Origin of the sequence: Ensifer sp. LC384 (genome assembly GCF_001695865.1) — a bacterium.
GTDB lineage: Bacteria > Pseudomonadota > Alphaproteobacteria > Rhizobiales > Rhizobiaceae > Ensifer.
The window spans coordinates 99,686-114,835 of record NZ_MBST01000007.1 but is presented as its reverse complement, the minus strand read 5'-3'; the positions used below and the strand labels follow the sequence as shown (position 1 = coordinate 114,835).

Annotated in this window: 17 protein-coding genes; 6 read left to right on the top strand and 11 right to left on the bottom strand. The window is 61.7% G+C overall.

The annotated features are described in order from the left end of the window. The first annotated feature begins 168 nt into the window (after positions 1-168). Complete coding sequence (locus BC363_RS08730; protein WP_065782206.1) at positions 169-900, top strand: hypothetical protein; 732 nt, start codon at positions 169-171, stop codon at positions 898-900. Between the two features lie 369 nt (positions 901-1,269). Beyond that, on the top strand, positions 1,270-1,692 hold the full coding sequence (locus tag BC363_RS08725; RefSeq protein ID WP_065782208.1) for a SufE family protein: 423 nt from the start codon (positions 1,270-1,272) through the stop codon (positions 1,690-1,692). A 144-nt stretch (positions 1,693-1,836) separates the two neighbouring features. On the opposite strand, the gene BC363_RS08720 is transcribed toward BC363_RS08725, so the two are convergent. The 8 genes from BC363_RS08720 to BC363_RS08685 form a co-directional block, all read right to left on the bottom strand. Then, positions 1,837-2,268, bottom strand: coding sequence for a MucR family transcriptional regulator (locus BC363_RS08720; RefSeq protein ID WP_065782210.1), 432 nt, complete (start codon positions 2,266-2,268; stop codon positions 1,837-1,839). A gap of 405 nt (positions 2,269-2,673) precedes the next feature. Next, a complete protein-coding gene (gene mnhG / locus BC363_RS08715) occupies positions 2,674-3,024 on the bottom strand; it encodes a monovalent cation/H(+) antiporter subunit G (RefSeq protein ID WP_065782415.1) in 351 nt (116 codons plus the stop codon). A gap of 8 nt (positions 3,025-3,032) precedes the next feature. Further along, entirely contained in the window at positions 3,033-3,416 is a 384-nt protein-coding gene (locus BC363_RS08710; protein ID WP_065782212.1) for a cation:proton antiporter, read from the bottom strand. Beyond that, on the bottom strand, positions 3,413-3,886 hold the full coding sequence (locus BC363_RS08705) for a Na+/H+ antiporter subunit E (RefSeq protein WP_065782418.1): 474 nt from the start codon (positions 3,884-3,886) through the stop codon (positions 3,413-3,415). Before BC363_RS08705 ends, BC363_RS08710 begins: the two co-directional genes overlap by 4 nt. Next, positions 3,886-5,448 carry a Na+/H+ antiporter subunit D gene (locus BC363_RS08700; protein WP_065782214.1) on the bottom strand — a complete coding sequence of 521 codons (1,563 nt, stop codon included), beginning with the start codon at positions 5,446-5,448 and terminating at the stop codon, positions 3,886-3,888. The genes BC363_RS08705 and BC363_RS08700 overlap by 1 nt, the downstream gene beginning before the upstream one ends. 7 nt (positions 5,449-5,455) lie before the next feature. Then, on the bottom strand, positions 5,456-5,833 hold the full coding sequence (locus BC363_RS08695) for a Na+/H+ antiporter subunit C (RefSeq protein ID WP_065782216.1): 378 nt from the start codon (positions 5,831-5,833) through the stop codon (positions 5,456-5,458). Next, positions 5,833-6,252 carry a Na(+)/H(+) antiporter subunit B gene (locus tag BC363_RS08690; protein ID WP_065782218.1) on the bottom strand — a complete coding sequence of 140 codons (420 nt, stop codon included), beginning with the start codon at positions 6,250-6,252 and terminating at the stop codon, positions 5,833-5,835. Before BC363_RS08690 ends, BC363_RS08695 begins: the two co-directional genes overlap by 1 nt. Next, complete coding sequence (locus tag BC363_RS08685) at positions 6,249-8,609, bottom strand: putative monovalent cation/H+ antiporter subunit A (protein ID WP_065782220.1); 2,361 nt, start codon at positions 8,607-8,609, stop codon at positions 6,249-6,251. Before BC363_RS08685 ends, BC363_RS08690 begins: the two co-directional genes overlap by 4 nt. Positions 8,610-9,149: 540 nt before the next feature. Between BC363_RS08685 and BC363_RS08680 the strand changes: the two genes are divergently transcribed. From BC363_RS08680 to BC363_RS08670, 3 genes are all read left to right on the top strand, one after another. Continuing rightward, a complete protein-coding gene (locus BC363_RS08680) occupies positions 9,150-10,766 on the top strand; it encodes an EAL domain-containing protein (protein WP_065782222.1) in 1,617 nt (538 codons plus the stop codon). A 148-nt stretch (positions 10,767-10,914) separates the two neighbouring features. Further along, a complete protein-coding gene (gene msrB / locus BC363_RS08675) occupies positions 10,915-11,322 on the top strand; it encodes a peptide-methionine (R)-S-oxide reductase MsrB (protein ID WP_065782223.1) in 408 nt (135 codons plus the stop codon). Between the two features lie 114 nt (positions 11,323-11,436). Beyond that, the gene (locus BC363_RS08670) at positions 11,437-11,961 is read left to right on the top strand and encodes a hypothetical protein (RefSeq protein WP_065782224.1); all 525 of its coding nucleotides are present in this window, start codon (positions 11,437-11,439) and stop codon (positions 11,959-11,961) included. Positions 11,962-11,985: 24 nt separating this feature from the next. Here BC363_RS08670 and BC363_RS08665 read toward each other — a convergent pair whose 3' ends face one another. The 3 genes from BC363_RS08665 to BC363_RS08655 all read right to left on the bottom strand — a co-directional run bounded on the left by BC363_RS08665 (position 11,986) and on the right by BC363_RS08655 (position 13,931). Further along, on the bottom strand, positions 11,986-12,648 hold the full coding sequence (locus tag BC363_RS08665) for a hemolysin III family protein (protein WP_065782226.1): 663 nt from the start codon (positions 12,646-12,648) through the stop codon (positions 11,986-11,988). A gap of 450 nt (positions 12,649-13,098) precedes the next feature. Beyond that, positions 13,099-13,443, bottom strand: coding sequence for a TraR/DksA C4-type zinc finger protein (locus BC363_RS08660; RefSeq protein WP_065782228.1), 345 nt, complete (start codon positions 13,441-13,443; stop codon positions 13,099-13,101). A gap of 65 nt (positions 13,444-13,508) precedes the next feature. Then, positions 13,509-13,931: a universal stress protein gene (locus BC363_RS08655; protein WP_053250771.1), complete on the bottom strand. Its 423-nt coding sequence runs from the start codon at positions 13,929-13,931 to the stop codon at positions 13,509-13,511. Between the two features lie 305 nt (positions 13,932-14,236). Here BC363_RS08655 and BC363_RS08650 point away from each other — a divergent pair, with 305 nt between their 5' ends. Further along, the gene (locus BC363_RS08650; protein ID WP_065782236.1) at positions 14,237-15,124 is read left to right on the top strand and encodes a VOC family protein; all 888 of its coding nucleotides are present in this window, start codon (positions 14,237-14,239) and stop codon (positions 15,122-15,124) included. Positions 15,125-15,150: the final 26 nt, after the last annotated feature.

Here is a 15,150-nt window from a genome sequence, read left to right as displayed (position 1 = left end):
GCCAACATTTGACACTGCCTGACTTGCCGCCTTCTTGCGGCCGCCGCGAGGATCCCATCCCCTCGCGGCGTTTTTCTTTTTCGACCTGCAACCGAAGGGCGGTCCATCAACAGGCTCGCACAAGACATGGCTGTTTAGGTCCCCGCACATTCCGCGGAGGCTGCCCCGATGCAGATATACGGGTTCTTTTCCAACGCCAGCGCGGTGCGTGCGACCACAGTCGGATCGCCGGCCGGCATCGATGCGGCACCGCTGGCGCAAAGAAACGGATCTTCCCTTCTCAATCTCCTGCGCGCAGACGATGAAACCACCGCCAATCGCAAGGCCGTGGCCAAGAAGAAGCTGGACGAACTGAAGGAACAACTGCAGATGCTGCGGTTCTGGGCCTCGGACCCGGAGACGCTTGCACGGCTTGCAAAACAGTTGGCCCAGCAGCTTGGCGCAGCCGCACAGCAATTCTCCGGCGGTGGCTCGGCTGGCATGGAAGGAGGCGGCGACGCCGCGGCCGGTGCAGCGTCTGCAACAGCAACGGCGGCCTCGGCGATGATGCAGGCAAGTGCCGACGAGACGGCAAATGCCGGTGGCAAAAACGGCAAGGACAGCGACACGACCGGGCCATCGTCCTTTGCCGAGCGCGCCTACCGCGAATTCAGCTCCAATAGTTCGGAGGATAACTCCCATGCAAGCACAAGTGCGGAGTTCAAGGTGCTTGCCGAGCAGCTCAAACAACTGCTGAGGAAGGCGGAGCAGGATCTGCGTGCCAAGGGCGCCGCCAGCGACGCGGACGACGCGAGAAAGGCGGGCGCAGCGCTCACCACCTCGATTGCATCTCTCGACGCACCCAGAACAGCCGGCGCGATTGCCGCTGCCATCGCAATCCCCACAAGCGTTTCGATCTGATGCCGCATCCGCGGCCGAATTGAGCGCTGATGCGACTGATCCCAACCTGCGCTGATATTGACCTCTTGCGTGGGACCGTGTGCGGTCATCCGGTAAGGAGCGGACCTCAGAGCGATGCCTTGGCATCGGTCGAGGATTACGACGCTGCCGGTGGCCGACAGACGACCCACCCGAAGGGCCCCGCGCAATAGGTCAATATCAGCGCAGGTTGGTTTGAGTGGTGATTCGCAGTTCTCATCCGTGCTACCATCACCTATATGAAAGTCACGACGATCCCGGCACCGTAAACACTGCTGTGGATCGCGGCACAGGCATCGATCTCGGGCGGCGACGGGCGCCGCCGGACGGTGTCGATAATCGGACCGGACCATGACCACGCTTGACCAGATCATCGACGACTTCATCTTCCTCGACGAATGGGAAGATCGCTACCGCTATGTGATCGAACTCGGCAAGGCCCTGCCCGAGATGCCCGATGCCAAGCGCACCAGTGAGAACAAGGTGCAGGGCTGTGCCAGCCAGGTCTGGCTCGCCACCCAGGTGACGGGCGACCCCGAGGATCCGATTTTGGTCTTCGAAGGCGAATCCGACGCACACATCGTGCGCGGACTGGTCGCCATCGCGCTTGCGATCTATTCCGGCAAGCATGCTTCCGAGATCTCCAGGCTCGACGCCATCGATACATTCAGCAAGATCGGGCTGATCGAGCATCTGTCGACACAGCGCGCGAACGGCCTGCGCTCGATGATCCGGCGCATCAAGAACGAAGCCGAGACCCGCCTCGCCGCCTGATACCAACCTGCGCTGATATTGGACATTTTCCCAAACTGAAAACACAAAGGCCGGGCAGACGCCCGGCCTTTGTGTTCATTGACTCTCCAACCATCAAGCCAGACCGGTGCCGAGCGCAGTCAAGGCAATGGTCGTCAGGTCGACTTACTTGCCGCGACGCTTGCGGCGCTGGCCGAGGCCCATTTCCTTGGCGAGGCGTGACCGTGCTTCGGCATAGGCGGGCGCAACCATCGGGTAGTCGGTCGGCAGATCCCACTTCTCGCGATACTCTTCCGGCGACAGGCTGTGATGCGTCATCAGGTGGCGCTTCAGCGACTTGAAGGTACCGCCACATTCGAGGCAGGTGATCTGGTCGTCCTGAACGGACTTGCGCACCGACACGGCCGGCTTCGGCTTTTCAACGGGAACCACGACCGGCGCAGGTGCAGCCGTGTTGTTGAGAGCCGAATGGACGTCGGCGATCAGCGTCGAGAGCTCGGCGGCCGGAACGACATGGTTGCTGACATAAGCGGAAACGATCTCAGCCGTCAGTTCAACCAGAAGTTCATGGCTCGCGCCAAGCGTTGTTTCAGTCATTTCATTCTCCTATCGGAATTCAGCACAAACCCGAAACATGTTTCAGGAAGAGGAATACATGCAAATGCCGCCGGGAAGCCTTCGCTGCCTTGGGACAGACCATCAATCGCGCAGCAAGGACAAATTCTTGCCGCAATATCAAGAGTTGGAATTTTGATCACGAAACCTATTGCCGAGTCGCTGGATCAACCAGCCTCTCAAAGCAACAGCCAATATTCACAACTCAAGCTGGAATTTCAGCTCTAAGTATTTTCCACGACGACACTTTACATTTACTCGATTAACATCGATCTGCGAAAATTCCAAACATAAATTTGGGCGACGGCAGCAACTTTATTTCGCAATTGCTAACGCGGCCGCGATCTATCGCGATGTGCTGAAATACAGAATCAGAAACGTTGCCGTTCAATGCCGGCGCGGCTCTTCCTTTTGCGGAAGCTGATCTATGACCGATTGTTTCGTCAGCCTGTAACCCGCCTGATGAGCGGCCTTTGCCAAGAGATGAGCGGAAATGGGGGCCGTCAGTACGAAGAAAAAGAAACCTGCCAATGCCCGAAACAGTATTGCGATATCGAGCGAGTGCAGTCCCGCGGCCAAAAGCAGCAGGCCCGAACCAACGGTGCCAGCCTTGGAGGCGGCGTGCATACGGGTGTAGAGGTCGGGAAAACGTACGATACCGATCGCCGCCAGCAAGGAAAACATGGCGCCACCGACAAGCAGGACAGCAACACAAAGCGCAATGATGGCCTCGAACATCGGTCCCATCAGCGTCCTCCCTTGCGTTTGTGCCGGGCAGTCTTGGCTTGCTGCGGACGACCCCGCTTCCCGGCAGCGGGCGCTGCCTGCTGCGGGCTCGCCCTCTCCGGTGAGAGACCGCGTGCCAGAACGAAGCGGGCAAAGGCGACGGTTGCGAGGAAGCCGACCAAGCCAAGGGCAATGGCGATATCGATATAAAGATTGAAGCCGGTGCGGATGGCAACGACCGCGATAAGCCCGATGGCAATGGCCACGAGCATATCGAGGCCCAGGACCCGGTCGGGCAGCGTCGGGCCGCGGATGATGCGCCACACGGTCACCAGCAGCGCCGTAGACAGCAGCACGAGTGCAAAGCCGGTGGCGGCCGAAAGAATCTGATCCGGAATCGTCATTCGAAAGCCTCCCGGATGCGGCGTTCGAAGCCATTGGCGATATCGCGCCTGAGGCCCCCTGGGTCCGCACAATCAAGCGCGTGAACGTAGAGGGTCTTGCGGTCCTCCGAGACGTCGACCGAAAGCGTGCCCGGCGTCAGCGTGATCAGGTTGGCAAGCAGCGCAATCTCGAAGTCGCTCTTGACCGTCAGCGGGTAGGAGAAGATCCCCGGCTTCAGTCGCATTTTCGGTTGGACGACCATGAGAGCGACCTTGGTCGCAGAGACTGCCAGCTCTTTGAAGAACAATGCCGTCAGCAGGAGGATCTTCAGCGGCCGAACCGGATAGGCGACAGGCTGCAGTTCGCGCCGGATCAGCCATAGGGATAGCGCGCCCATGGCAAAGCCAAGCAAGAGGTTCGGCACGCTGAGGCTGCCGCTGATTGCGGCCCAGATCGCGGTGAAGATCAGATTGATCCAGAGCAGCTTGATCATCGGGCGGCTCCCGGGAAGACCGAGTTCAGATAGCTCGACGGCTCGGAAAGCCCGGCTGCGGCATTCTGGATCGCTGAAAGCAGCGGCTCGGGATAGAGGCCGATCGTGAGCGTCAGCACAGTCAGCGCCGCCAGCGGCAGAAGAATGGCAGCGGGGATCTGCGCCTCGGCCGTTGCCCCCCGCCCTTCGGCCGCGTCCCGCCAATAGGCAAGCAGGAAGAAACGGCCGGTGGCGATCGTGGTCAGGAAACCGGTGACGAGCAGCGCCGCGGCAAGCCACCAGGCGCCGATGTCGAGCGCGGCCTTGACCAGCATGACCTTGGGCCAGAATCCCGAGAACGGCGGCAGGCCGGACACCGCAAAGGCGAGCATCAGACTAATGGCGGCGAAGCCGACATGGCGGCGATAAAGGCCGGCAAGCGACAACAGCGAGAAGCTGCCGCCAAGCTTCGCTGCGACGCCGGAAGCAAAGTAAAGTGCCGTCATCACAAGCATCGAATGCAGGGCATAGAAGATCGCGCCGCCGATGCCGCCCGGCCCGCCGACGGCGACGCCAGCGAGGATCGAGCCGATACCGGAGATCACGAGATAGCCGAGCATGCGGCGGAAATCCGACTGTGCCAATGCGCCGAAGACGCCAACCAGCATCGTCAGAGCGCCGACAGCCGCCATGACGAAGCTGAGCTCCTCCCGCTCCAGCGGCAACAGCATCACAGTGACGCGGATCAGCGCGTAGATCCCGACCTTGGTCAGCAGCCCTGCAAAGAGCGCCGACACGACAACGCGCGGCGTATGATAGGACGCCGGCAGCCAGAAATTGACGGGGAATGCCGCCGCCTTCATCCCGAAGGCCAGCACGAACAACGCCGTCAGTGTCATCAACGGCGCGGTGCCGCGCAGGCCTTCCGCCTTGCGAGCAATGTCGGCCATGTTGAGCGTGCCGAAGCTCGCATAGAGATAGCCGGTCGCAATCAGGAACAGAGTCGTCGCGACGAGATTGAGGAAACCGTATTTCACCGCGCCGTCGATCTGCTCGCGCTCGGAGCCGAGCACGATCAGGCCGAAGGACGAGATCAGCAGCACCTCGAACCAGACGTAGAGGTTGAAGATGTCGCCGGTCAGAAACGCACCCGAGACGCCCGCCATCAGCAGCATCAGGAAGGGATAGAAACCGTATCGCCGGCCACTGTCATTGATGTCGGCAAGCGAGTAGATACCGCCGGCAAGCGTAACGATGGAGGCCGCGAGCGCAAAGAGCGCGCCGGTCAGGTCGACGGTGAAAGCGATGCCGAAAGGCGGCAGCCAGCGCCCCATCACCATCGTCATCGGACCGCTAGCGATCACTTGCTGCAGCAGCAGCCCGTCGATCACCACCAGGCCGGCGAGCCCCGCGACCGCGATGAACGGATGCAGGCCGATCGGGCGGCGCAGCATGACGAGCAGCGCCCCGAACGCCAGGCACCAGGCGACCGGTAGGATCACCAGCCAATCGGCAGCCGCAACCGGCTCGATAACGAGGGCTGCGGAAAGATCGGCTGGGGGTGAAGTCGAAACGGCCATGGGTCGGTCAGTATCCAAGCGGCTGAGCCGGCTCTTCTTCCGGCTCGGCGACGCGCATCTCGTCGGTATTGTCGGTCGAAAGATCCTCGTAGGCGCGCCAGGCCAGGACCAGCAGGAAAGCGAAGAAGGAGAAGGAGATGACGATCGCCGTCAGGATAAGGGCCTGCGGCAGCGCATTCGCCGCCCGCCCGGCGAGCGTATCGGCGCCCTCCGGAACAACGGGCGGGACGCCGCGCGTCAGCCGACCGCCGGTGAAGATCAAAAGGTTGACGGCATTACCCAGGATCGCGACGCCTAGCAGAACGCGAATGATGTACTTCGACAGCAGCAGATAGATCGCAACGGTAAAGAAGATGCCGACGAGCAGCGCGAACCACGCCTCCATCATTCACCTCCCCGCTCTTCGAGCGACAGGGCGATCGAGCTGATGGCGCCGACGACGACGAGATAGACGCCACAATCGAACAGCATCACCGTCGATAGCGGCACCTCCGCGCCAAACAAGGAGGGATAGATCCAAAGCCCTGTCATGAAGGGCACGCGGGCCGCCATCGAGATCAAGCCGGCGATGGTGGCAGCGAAGAGGCCGGCGCCCGCGATCGCCATCGGATGGAAGTAGATGGCGCGACGCACAGTCTCTACACCGCAGGCGATACCGTAGATCGCCAGCGCCGACACGGCGATCAGCCCGCCGATGAAGCCGCCACCCGGCTCGTTGTGGCCGCGCAACAGCACGAAGATCGAAAACAGCACCATCAGGCTGGTCAGAAACGGCGCGACGGCACGGAAAATCACCGATCTCATGCGCGATCCTCCGCATCCGGGTCATTGTCGGCAATGCGCCGCAGCGAGCCGGCCCTGAGGCGAACGAGAGACAGGATGGCGAGACCCGTCACCATGACGACGGCAATCTCTCCGAGCGTGTCCGTGCCGCGGAAATCGACGATGATGACGTTGACGACATTGGCGCCATGCGCAACCGTCTTCGAATAGAGATTGAAGAAGTCCGTCAACGAGGCGTCAAAGGGCACGCCGGTAACCTTCAGCAGCATCAGCCCGAAACCGAGGCCGCAGGCGAGCGCAATGGCCACATCAGGCACTTTCTGGATGAGCGGCCGGTGGTCGGAGGGCGAGAGCCTCAACCGCGTCATCACCAGCGCCAGCACCACAACCGACAGGGTCTCGATCATGAACTGGGTGAAGGCGAGATCCGGCGCACCATAGAGCAGGAAGATGACGGCGACGGCAAAGCCCTGAATGCCGAGCGAGACGATCGCAGTCAGCCGGTCGGCCGCGCGCACGACGGCGAAGAGCCCGATGACGGCGATCGCCATGATCGCAAGCTCGTGCAGCGGCACGTTGCCAGCAAAGAACGGCGCACGCGGCAGTTCGCCGTAGTAAAGCGGCGCGCCCAGCAATACGGCGGCGACCAGCACGAATGTCGCCGTCATGTAGACGTCAAGACGACCGGATTGCAGCCGGCGCGTCAGCGCGACGGAAAAGCGGACGAGGCCGCGCATGAACTGATCGAAACCGCGATCCGGCCCCCAGCCGATGTCGGCAAGAATCGTTGCGATGAAGGCGCGCAGACGGGCGAGGTTGAGATAGAAGACGACGCCCAGAACGACGGTCGCAAGAGACAACACCAGCGGCATGCCGATATGCGGAACCACCGAGATTGTGACCTGCCTGCGCTCGCCGGCAATCGCGGTCGCCATCGGCGCCGACACAAGCTCGTGGGTGAGATTGGACAGTAGCGCTGCCGAAAGCCCTTTGACCGCCAAAAGCGCCGGGCCGAGCCAGAGAAGCAGCGGCGCCTCGTGTGCGCACTTCGGCGTTTTTACCGTTGGGCCGATAAAGGGCCTGAGCCCGACGGCGAACGCGACGGCAAACATCAGCGCATTGCCGACGATGGCAAGGGCAGCGAACACCATCGCGCGCCGGTCGAAGCCGGAGAGCGCGTAATAGATCTCTTCCTTGGCGAGGAAGCCAAAGAACGGAGGCAGGCCGCCCATGGAAAGCGCCGAGGCGAGCGCGATCACGAATGTCAGCGGCATGGCGGAACGCAGTCCGCCGAGCTTCGTCACATCGCGCGCGCCGGTCTCGTGGTCGATGATGCCGGCGACCATGAACAGCGCGCCCTTGAACAGCGAATGCGCAACGAGATAAAGCGCCGCCGCCTCGATGGCATGCGGGAAACCGAGGCCGGTCAACATCACAAGGAGACCGAGGGATGCCATGGTGGTGTAGGCGAGCATCAGCTTGAGGTCGGTCTGGCGGCAGGCGAGAACGGCGCCGATCACCAGCGTGGCGCCGCCGAACAGCGGCAGCAAAATCTGCCATTCCGGCGTTCCGCCGAGCACCGGGTTCAGGCGCATCAGCAGATAGACGCCAGCCTTCACCATCGTCGCGGAATGCAGGTAGGCCGAGACGGGTGTCGGCGCCTCCATCGCGTTGGGCAGCCAGAAATGGAAGGGAAACTGGGCGGACTTGGTGAAGGCGCCGCCGAGCACCAGCAGCAGTGCCGCAAGATAGAACGGGCTCTCGCGCATTTCCGGACCAAAGGACGTGAGCAGCGAAAGCTGCGTGACGCCGGTGACGTTCCAGATGATCAGCAGGCCCGCAAGCAGGAAAAGCCCACCTCCCCCGGTGACCACCAGCGCCTGAAGGGCCGCGCGCCGGGCCGCCTCGCGCGAATGGTCGAAGCCGATCAGCAGAAACGAGGTGATCGAGGTCAGCTCCCAGAAAACGAACAGCATCAGGAAGCTGTCGGACACCACGAGCCCGAGCATCGATCCCATGAACATCAGGATGAACGAGAAGAACCGCCCCTGTTGCGGGTGCCCCTTCAAGTAGCCGCCGGAATAGAGCACGATCAGCGTGCCGATACCGGCGATCAGAAGCGCGAAGGTCAGCGACAGGCCATCGATCAGCCAGGAGAAGCTGACATTGAAAGATGGGATCCATTCATAGCCGCCAGTGACGGTTTCGCCGCGAGAGACCTCTGGCCAAAAGCGCATGAAGTGCAGGACGATCGCCGCAGGAAAAAGCGCAAGGATCCAGGCCGCATTGTGCCCCAGGAGTCGGGTCAGGAGCGGCGCGACAAGTGCCGCGACGAAAGGGAGGGCCAAGGCCAGCAATGTCAGGGCCGCAACATCCATCGTCCGGGCGCGCTCCTTTGCGATTTGATTGTCGGATCAAACGAATACCCGACATAAAAGATGGGTGGAGGCGCCTCAAGTGCGAATCGGGTAAAATCGACGTTATGCCCTGTTAACTCCGGCAAATGCCCGGAAGATCTCCGGTTTTCTTGTGAGATTGGCGGTTATGCTTGGCGGCCAGGGCAAATCATCCGATGTGGCATCGCCTTAACATTCACGCCCGCTCGGTGCGGGTCATCGCCGCCGATCAGCCGGCGTACGCGATTAAAGTGTTGTTAGCAACGTGCAGTGCTATCTGTCGCGCAGCACCCTCTGTGTCTGGTATTTCGTTGCGAATGGATGGTATTTCGGGCGTGCGAGATGCGGTAGGGTCGGCTCCCTTCGCCCGAGAATTTGAAAAATCGTCAAGTATTTGAATTTTCAGGAATTGCGACTGTATTTCATGCCTTCTGACGGGCGCGACATGAGATCGTTCGCTACCGCCGTTTGGCTGAGGCGCGGAACTGCAACTGCATTTCTCTTGAACCCGCGAGGTCTGGCTTGGAACGGTCTCACATTGTGGCGGTGACCAGTGTACTGGCGGCGCTCGGCGCCATCCTTCCGATCGCCGCCGCGTTCTATCTCTCGTGGTCGGTCGCCACCAGCAGGGAAGAGAGCCGCCTCACTCGCCTTGCCGAATATGCGATCATGCGCGCCGATATGGCGTTCGGCGAAGCAACGTCGGCGCTCAAGGCTGCGGACGGGTTCAGGTTCACGCCCTGCTCGCAGGAGCATATCGCGGCGATGCGCACACTTGTCGTCACCACGCGCTCCATCGAGGATATCGGCTACTTTGAGAACGATCAGCTGAAGTGCACCTCCTGGGGCAAGCCGGAAACGACGATCGCCCGCCAACAAGTCGACTTCACCACAGCCAACGGCATCGGCGTGGCGGCGCGCGTTCACCCGACGATCAGCAACGGTCGGGCGATGCTGGGATTCCGGTACCGATCCTACAGCGCGCTGACCGATCCGGCTCGGCTCGTCGACGTGCTCGCCTCCCCGGATACGCGCCTTGCGATCGCCAGCGACACCGGCACCCTCGTTGGCGCGTTGAACGACCCGGATGCGTCGCTGATCAAGCGGCTGATCGAGCATCCGCAGACCGGCAGCGATGCGGACAATCTGTTTGCCGCCTCGACCGGATCCGGCTGGATTGCCATTGCGACATCGTCACGGGCGTCGCTGCTGGACGATCTCGGCCGCGAACGACTGCTGCTCCTGCCGCTCGGCGCGATTGTCGCCGCATTGATGGTCGGCCTCGTCTTCTGGCTGTCGCGGCGACGCCTCTCGCCGCTCGGCGAACTCTCGATCGCCGTGCAACGCCGCGAATTCATCGTGCACTACCAGCCGCTGATCGAGATGAAGACCGGCATCTGCGTCGGCGCGGAAGCGCTGGTGCGCTGGCGCAGGCCTGACGGCTCGCTGGTCAGGCCTGATACCTTCATCCCGCTTGCAGAAGAAAGCGGCCTGATCCAGGCCATTACCGATCAGGTTATCGACGGGGTCATCAAAGATCTTGGGCCCGTCCTTGTCGCCGACCGTTCGCTGCACATCGCCATCAACCTCTCGGCCGACGACATCAAGTCGGGCCGCATCCTGCCTGTCATCCAGGCCGCGCTCGCGAACTCTGGCGTCCTGACCGAGCAGATCTGGCTCGAGGCCACCGAACGCGGCTTCATGGACGTGAAATCCGCCCGGGCGACGATCGAGGAAGCCCGCCGGCTCGGCCATTCCGTGGCGATCGACGATTTCGGCACTGGCTATTCCAGCCTGCAGTATCTCCAGGACCTGCCGCTCGACGCGTTGAAGATCGACAAATCCTTTGTCGATACGGTGGGTCTCGTCTCGGCGACGAGCGCCGTTACTCCGCATATCATCGACATCGCCAAATCGCTGAACCTCTACATCGTCGCCGAAGGCATCGAACGACAGGAGCAGGCAGACTATCTGCTGGAGCGCGGCGTGCATTACGGCCAGGGCTGGCTCTATTCCAAGGCCCTGCCCGCGCCTGAGTTCATCGCATTCTACAACGACAGCAAACGCGTTCGCGGTGCCGGCCCGACCGTGATCCGGCGAGACATTCCCGAGGTATCGCCGGCCGTCGGCGGCGATTGAAAACCACACCCCGCATCACGTCGATCGAGCTGCAGTTTCACTGCCGGCCACAGCCCCGGCACACAGCAGCCTCCCGGCGCGCGAGCATGATTTGCGGCACGTCGCCGGCGATCCTATATAGTCGTCGAAAATCACAGGGAGATCTTCGATGAGAGACGCAAGGGCGCCGAAAGTGATCAAGACCGATGCGGAGTGGCGCGCGCAGTTGTCGCCCGAACAATTCCGCATCACCCGCGAACACGGCACCGAGCGCCCCTTCACCGGCCCGTTCCTCGCCAACAAGAAAGCGGGCACCTACGAATGTGTCTGCTGCAGCCGGGCGCTGTTTCGCTCCGATACCAAGTTCGATTCCGGCTGCGGCTGGCCGAGCTATTTTGCGGCGATCGACGCCGAGGCGATCCGCGAGATCGAGGACCGTTCGCATTTCATGGTGCGCACCGAAATCCGCTGCGCCGACTGCGATGCCCATCTCGGACACGTCTTTCCCGACGGCCCGCCGCCGACTGGCCTGCGCTACTGCCTCAACGGCCACGCGATGACGTTTACCGAGGATTGACACAAACAGACGGAAGCATTGGCAGTCCTGGCGCTGTTCCAATAGAAACAGCGATCCGTACACGGATGTGCTATTCATAATGAAGCCGTCGAAGCAAGCCTGGAGGAGGTCCGCGTGCGTCGCATTCTGACTGCATTCGTTCTTCTGCTTTCGGCTGCCTTTCCCGCCGCGGCGGACAATGACTGGCACGCCTACGCCGATCCCCGCTTCGGCTATATCCTCGACATTCCGCCCGGTTTCGAACTGCAGGGTGAAGCCGACAATGGCGATGGCGTCAGCTTCCACGCCAATGACAACGGCGCCACGCTCGCCGTTTTCGGCAGCGAGCTGGTCGACGGCGATTTCGAGATCGATGTCAACGACCGCATGGCGAGCGAACGGGAAGACCAATGGCGGATTTCCTATTCGCGCGTGACGGCAGCCTGGGCAAGTTTCTCCGGCGTGCGCGGCGAAGAGGTGTTTTACACGCGGGCGATCGCACTTTGCGACGGCAGTGCCGCCTATTTCCGGCTGCAGTATCGCAAGAGCCGGTTGACCAGCTTCGATGGTGTCATCTCACGGATGGCCGAGGCTCTCAGGCCTTCGGAAGGCTGCCAGCAGACGCCGGTGGCGGCAGCGCCCGTCGCGGCGCCGAACTGAACAATCGGCGTTTTCGCTTGCAGATCAGGAAATCGCCTGGCCGCTCAGGCAGTTGAGCACGGCCGAATAATGCACGGCGGCGCCGGTGACGACGAAGGCATGCCAAATGGCATTCTGGAAGCGAAGCCTCTCCCAGACATGGAAGATCACGCCGGCGGAATAGATGATGCCGCCGATGAGGATCAGCACCAGCGTTGTCGTCGACAACGCCGACAATAGCGGCCCCACCGCAAGCACGCCGCTCCAGCCCATGGCGAGGTAGAGCAGGATCGCCAGCCGGTCGAAGCGACCGGGGAAAAGACACTTGATCACCACACCGAGGGCGGCAATCGCCCAGATGCCGATCAGCATCGCAAACAGGAACGGATCCTCCCAGCCGCGCTGGAGGAAGGGCGTATAGGTGGCGGCGATCAGCACGAAAATGGAAGAGTGGTCGAAGCGGCGCAGAAACCATTTTGTCCGCGAAACCGGATAGAGATTGTAGAGAAACGAAATCGACAAGGTCGCCAGCAGTCCGGCGCCGTAGATCGCGGCGGCAGCAAGCTGGCCGGTCGTGCCAAAAAGCATCGCGTAGAAGATCAGAGCAGTCACGCCGACGAGTGCAGCCGCAAGGCCGACACCATGCACGATGCCATCGGCGATCAGTTCCGATCGATCGTAGTTCCATTTGACGCCGGCGAACTCCACACTTCCCCACTTCCGACCTTCATCGCCCCCAGGCACCGGCCGTTTTCTTATGAAGTCCTATCCTGCCACAGCGAGCTGCCACGGCAAAGTGCTCGGCGATGGCGAAAGCATCAACTTTTGCAACGCATTACAACAGAGCCATGACGTGTTTGCGAAGACCGACATCCCTGGTCTGCGGCCTGCAGAGCAACCACATTGGCGACGGAGACGGGCAAACGGCGCGCACGGGGAGGACATCGATGACAATGCTGCGCACGCCGGAGCCGGAACAGGCCGAAATCCTGACGGAGCTTTGCCTACGGTCAAAGGCCGTCTGGGGTTATGGCGAGCTTTGCGCGTCTAAATAGACGCGCGGCGCTGTAGCTGGCTGAAAGCCGCAACGAGGACATGCATCGCAAGCAATCCGTGCCTCGGGGACGTCTGATGCCCCCCTCACGGCGGACAACATCTTCACTTCGCGCCGGCTGCGACCTCGGCTGCACACTCCTGACAGAGCGGCGCATGGGGAACGGCATCGAGCCGTTCTGGGGAAATCGGCAGGCCGCAGCGGACGCAGGTTCCGAAGGTGCCGGCCGCGATGCGATCGAGCGCCGCGTCGATTGCGCGGATTTCCTCCTGGCCGGCAAGGCCAAGGCCCTCCAGCACTTCGTCGTTCTCCCGTTCGGTTACCCGATCCGGCACATCGGCATTCATTGGCTGATCGAGGTCATGCTCGATCTTCACCAGTCGGCCGTAGAGTTCGTGTTTGCGGCTGCTCAGCCGTTCATGAAAGTCGTCAAGCGCAAGCTTGTCCATAGGAAGACTCCTTGAAGTCGTGGCACTTCAGGCGCGCCACGCTCCTGTTCTTGATTGTTGGCGGCTCACCGGTCGACGAGAACGGCACAGGGGCAATGGCTGACGACCCGGCTGGCGGTCGACCCGATGAAATAGTCGATCAAGCCCGGCCGATGCGAGGCAATGATGACCAGGTCGGCGTTTTCTTCCCTAGCGAGCGCATTGATCGTGCCGGCGGCGCCGCCGGTACGGATCTCGATGCGTCCCTTGATCCCGTGCTTGGCCTTCATCGCTTCCAGCGTCTTCAATGCATGCCTGCGCGATTCCTCGACCATTTCCAGCGGGAAATCGACGATCATGTAGCCTTGGGCATAGGCGTTCAGATCCTCGACGACATTGAGCAGGACTATCTCGCCCCCTTCATCGATCAGCTTTTCGGCGATGCCGAGCACGGACTCACCATGCTCCAGTTGATCCATGGCAATAGGGACGATGATCTTCTTGTACATACTGCACTCCTTTGCGTTGCCTACCCGGATCGCCGGCGCCGAAACGCGGGGAAATCCCTCGCCTTCGAGACTGAGCCCAGACGACTCTTCCGGCATTGATTGAAATCAAATCGAAAGCGCCGCGACCGCATTGCCCTGTACAATTGAGCTAGGGCGACAACGGCCACTGTCAACGCTCATCGAACACAACATCAAGCGACTGGCGGTCTTTCGTGAACGCCGACTTCGGCCCATATTCAGGGGACAGTTTCAACGAAACTGAGGCCCGACAAGGCCAATGGTTTCGGCGCCGAAGGAGGCAACAGATGACGTCCACCCAGAGCACGCCGCTTATCGACATTGCTGCCGATCACGCATTGGCCATGCCGGCGCATGTCGATCATTCGCATCTGGCGGTGGAGGATCTACCGACGGTGTCGCAGTGGTATCAGCGCATCATGGGACTGAAGCCGCTTGAAACGAGCACCAGCGGCGTGACGCTGGGTGTCGGCGGCCGCCCGCTGCTGACGCTGACCACGGCCGGCAACGCGGCCAGGGCGCCCCGAAACGCACCCGGTCTCTTCCATACGGCCTTCCTCGTTCCGAACCGCCAGGAACTCGGACGTTGGCTCGCCCATGCCGCCCACAACGATGTCCGCCTGCAAGGCGCATCCGACCATCTCGTCAGCGAAGCGATCTATCTCGCTGACCCGGAAGGAAACGGCATCGAGGTCTATCGTGACCGGCCGCGGAACGAATGGAACTTCAAGCCGGACGGCACGGTCGGCATGGATACGCTGCCGCTCAACCTGCAGGCGCTTTATGACGAGGCGCCGAAGGACGACTGGAATGGCCTTGCCGACGGTACGGGCATCGGCCACATCCATCTGCAGGTGTCCGATATCCCCGAGGCAGACGCCTTCTTCCGGGACATACTGGGGCTCGGGTTGATGGCGCGGTATCCGGGCGCGAGCTTCTTCGGCTCGGGCAAGTATCACCACCATGTCGCCGCCAACATCTGGAACTCGCGCGGCGCGCCCAAACGTCAGGCCAATATGACCGGCCTCTCCGATTACACGATCCAGTTCAAGGATTCGGCAGAGCTTGCGAAAGCGGTTGGCAAGCTCGACGGGATGGGCATCCTGGTGAACCGAAACGGCACGACATACAGCCTCGTCGACCCCTGGGGGATCGGCCTCAGGCTTGCAGCCTGACGCCCTGCTGCTCACGCCCCTCCCGT

What these genes read in the sequence shown, in the direction of transcription:
- BC363_RS08730 (WP_065782206.1), top strand. Translation starts at nt 169, where the DNA reads ATGCAGATATACGGGTTCTTTTCCAACGCCAGCGCGGTGCGTGCGACC.
- BC363_RS08725 (WP_065782208.1), top strand. Translation starts at nt 1,270, where the DNA reads ATGACCACGCTTGACCAGATCATCGACGACTTCATCTTCCTCGACGAA.
- BC363_RS08720 (WP_065782210.1), bottom strand. Translation starts at nt 2,268, where the DNA reads ATGACTGAAACAACGCTTGGCGCGAGCCATGAACTTCTGGTTGAACTG.
- mnhG (WP_065782415.1), bottom strand. Translation starts at nt 3,024, where the DNA reads ATGTTCGAGGCCATCATTGCGCTTTGTGTTGCTGTCCTGCTTGTCGGT.
- BC363_RS08710 (WP_065782212.1), bottom strand. Translation starts at nt 3,416, where the DNA reads ATGACGATTCCGGATCAGATTCTTTCGGCCGCCACCGGCTTTGCACTC.
- BC363_RS08700 (WP_065782214.1), bottom strand. Translation starts at nt 5,448, where the DNA reads ATGGCCGTTTCGACTTCACCCCCAGCCGATCTTTCCGCAGCCCTCGTT.
- BC363_RS08695 (WP_065782216.1), bottom strand. Translation starts at nt 5,833, where the DNA reads ATGGAGGCGTGGTTCGCGCTGCTCGTCGGCATCTTCTTTACCGTTGCG.
- BC363_RS08690 (WP_065782218.1), bottom strand. Translation starts at nt 6,252, where the DNA reads ATGAGATCGGTGATTTTCCGTGCCGTCGCGCCGTTTCTGACCAGCCTG.
- BC363_RS08685 (WP_065782220.1), bottom strand. Translation starts at nt 8,609, where the DNA reads ATGGATGTTGCGGCCCTGACATTGCTGGCCTTGGCCCTCCCTTTCGTC.
- msrB (WP_065782223.1), top strand. Translation starts at nt 10,915, where the DNA reads ATGAGAGACGCAAGGGCGCCGAAAGTGATCAAGACCGATGCGGAGTGG.
- BC363_RS08660 (WP_065782228.1), bottom strand. Translation starts at nt 13,443, where the DNA reads ATGGACAAGCTTGCGCTTGACGACTTTCATGAACGGCTGAGCAGCCGC.
- BC363_RS08655 (WP_053250771.1), bottom strand. Translation starts at nt 13,931, where the DNA reads ATGTACAAGAAGATCATCGTCCCTATTGCCATGGATCAACTGGAGCAT.
- BC363_RS08650 (WP_065782236.1), top strand. Translation starts at nt 14,237, where the DNA reads ATGACGTCCACCCAGAGCACGCCGCTTATCGACATTGCTGCCGATCAC.